1 protein-coding gene is annotated in these 2,086 nt (G+C 42.1%); it reads right to left on the reverse strand.

Features of this window, described 5'->3' with window-relative positions; all coding sequences use genetic code 11:
- A partial coding sequence (locus tag VN429_RS04495) for a PAS domain-containing protein (protein WP_325630247.1) occupies nt 1–2,031 on the reverse strand: 2,031 nt, incomplete at its 3' end.
- Nucleotides 2,032–2,086: the final 55 nt, after the last annotated feature.

The raw sequence follows: 2,086 nt of genomic DNA on the forward strand, positions 1-2,086 counted from the left end.
GTATAGGATCTCATATGTTTTAATATCGGCAACATACACCAGAGCATCAATACTATCCAGAATACTGTAAAGTTGTGCCTGTATCTCCTGGGGAAGCAGGTTTTCTCTCAGTTTTGCTTTGGAACTGATATCATTTTCGAAGTCTGTATTTAAGGCTGGAGCAACTGCCAGTGAACCAGAGATAAAACTTCTTCCAATCTGTGTATGTTTTTTCAGGTAATCAAGGATCTTTTCTGAATGTGCCCATTCCCGATCAAGACTGGAGACCATCTCATCAATTCTGGAAACTTCTGCCAGTATTGTTTCACTCAATCGCGAATCATTTGCCATATCAACTATAACTGTAATTATTGAGAGGGGATTTCTTATCCCGTCATTTAATATGGCAAGTTTAGCGATATTTTCCTGTATCTGGGCGGTAGTTGCATCTTTTTCCATCTCCAGCAAGCGTTCCTGGGTAACATCGCGTCCCTGTGCTATTGTTGCTACTGGTTTGCTGGATTCAGGATCGTAAATTGTTGATGAATTCCATAATACTGTTTTGATTGATCCGTCTTGATGCTGAATTCCAAGTTCTACAGTTTCCCATCTTACCCCTTCAAGAGTGGTTCGGATAAGTCTCAATGACCGTTCAGCATCATCAGGGGGGAAGAGTATCTCAAGAGAACTACCAACTAGTTCTTTTGCAGATCTCCCCACAAGAAGTTCACCTGCCCGGTTGATCCTGATTACCCTGAGATCAGGGTTCCAGACAATAATTGGACCGAATGCATTATCGATTAAACTCTCAAGAAAAGCATTATTCTCTTTTATTTTAATATCACTCAATTTCTGTGGAGTTACATCCAGGACTAGTGTTGCAAATTTGCCGAGCTCTGTGGAATAAGCGGTGACATCAAAATATTTTCCCAGATCCCCGCTGTAGTTCTCGAAATGGATTGTCTTTCCTGTCCTGGCAACTTCGCCATAGGTTTCTATCCAATATGATTCGATTCCTGGGAGAACTGTCCGAACCCTCTTTCCTATGATATCTTCTGCATGCAGTCCAGTAAATTCTTCAAATGCCTTGTTGACATCCAGGAACCGATAGTCAATTGGTTTGCCTTTCGAATCACAGATGATCTCATGAACGCTTATTCCTGCGATATTTGATTCAAAAAGTTGTCTGTATTTCTTTTCTCTTTCTTCTATCTCAATTTGGGATGAAAGGATCTCTTCGAGCTGCCGTTTTAATTCCTCCTCTGATCCTGACAACTCTTCAAGTGTTGCCTGGAGATCTTCATTCTTAAGAGCTAACTCAGCTTCAGCTTTCTTTCTGGCTGTAATATCTTCGATTGTTCCCTCAATCCAAAGCAGGTTTCCGGCATCGTTGAGGACAGTCTTTGCATTCATCGAAATCCAGATGGAACTGCCGCTGCGGTGCCAGCATTCAGCCTCATATCCGTGAATTTCACCGTTTGAAACCAGGAGTTTAACTAAAGTTTCTCTGTCCTCCGGGTGAACATAGAGCTGATGTCCGATGTCGTGGATATCAGTTTTCATCTCTTCAGGTGTTTCGTATCCGGCGATATGTGCAAACGCAGGATTTATCTCCAGGTACTGTCCTGCCGGACTGGTTCTGTAAATGCCTAGAATTGAATTACTAAAGAGGGAGTAATACTGCTCTTCACTTTTCCGAGCCTGTTTGAGAGAGCGGGAGCGAACTTCTGAAATATATGTAACGGTGACTGCGACAATTAGGAAAAATATTGTCCTGAAAAGTGCGTCTGTTATTGAATTTTGGTCTGGGGTGAAGTAAAGGACAAAACCCAAATACCCTGTAATAATTACGAGAGAGAAAAAAAATCCTCTCCTGATATATCCCGCACAAGATATAATAATCGGTATGTACCAGAAATTTTCAACTATTTCGACCCATCCCATTGCCAGAGAGATGTAACTTATCAGGCCGGTTATAACAACCGAACTGACAAATAGCCAGAGATATGGATCCGTGAGTCTAAAGCCCGGATATATGGCTGGGATCCTCAATGAACATCCTCCGATAGAGTGGAGGAAGCAAGAGTTAGATACATTGGACTGGGGG

The sequence above is a fragment of the Methanospirillum sp. genome (genome assembly GCF_035560735.1).
Lineage (GTDB): Archaea > Halobacteriota > Methanomicrobia > Methanomicrobiales > Methanospirillaceae > Methanospirillum.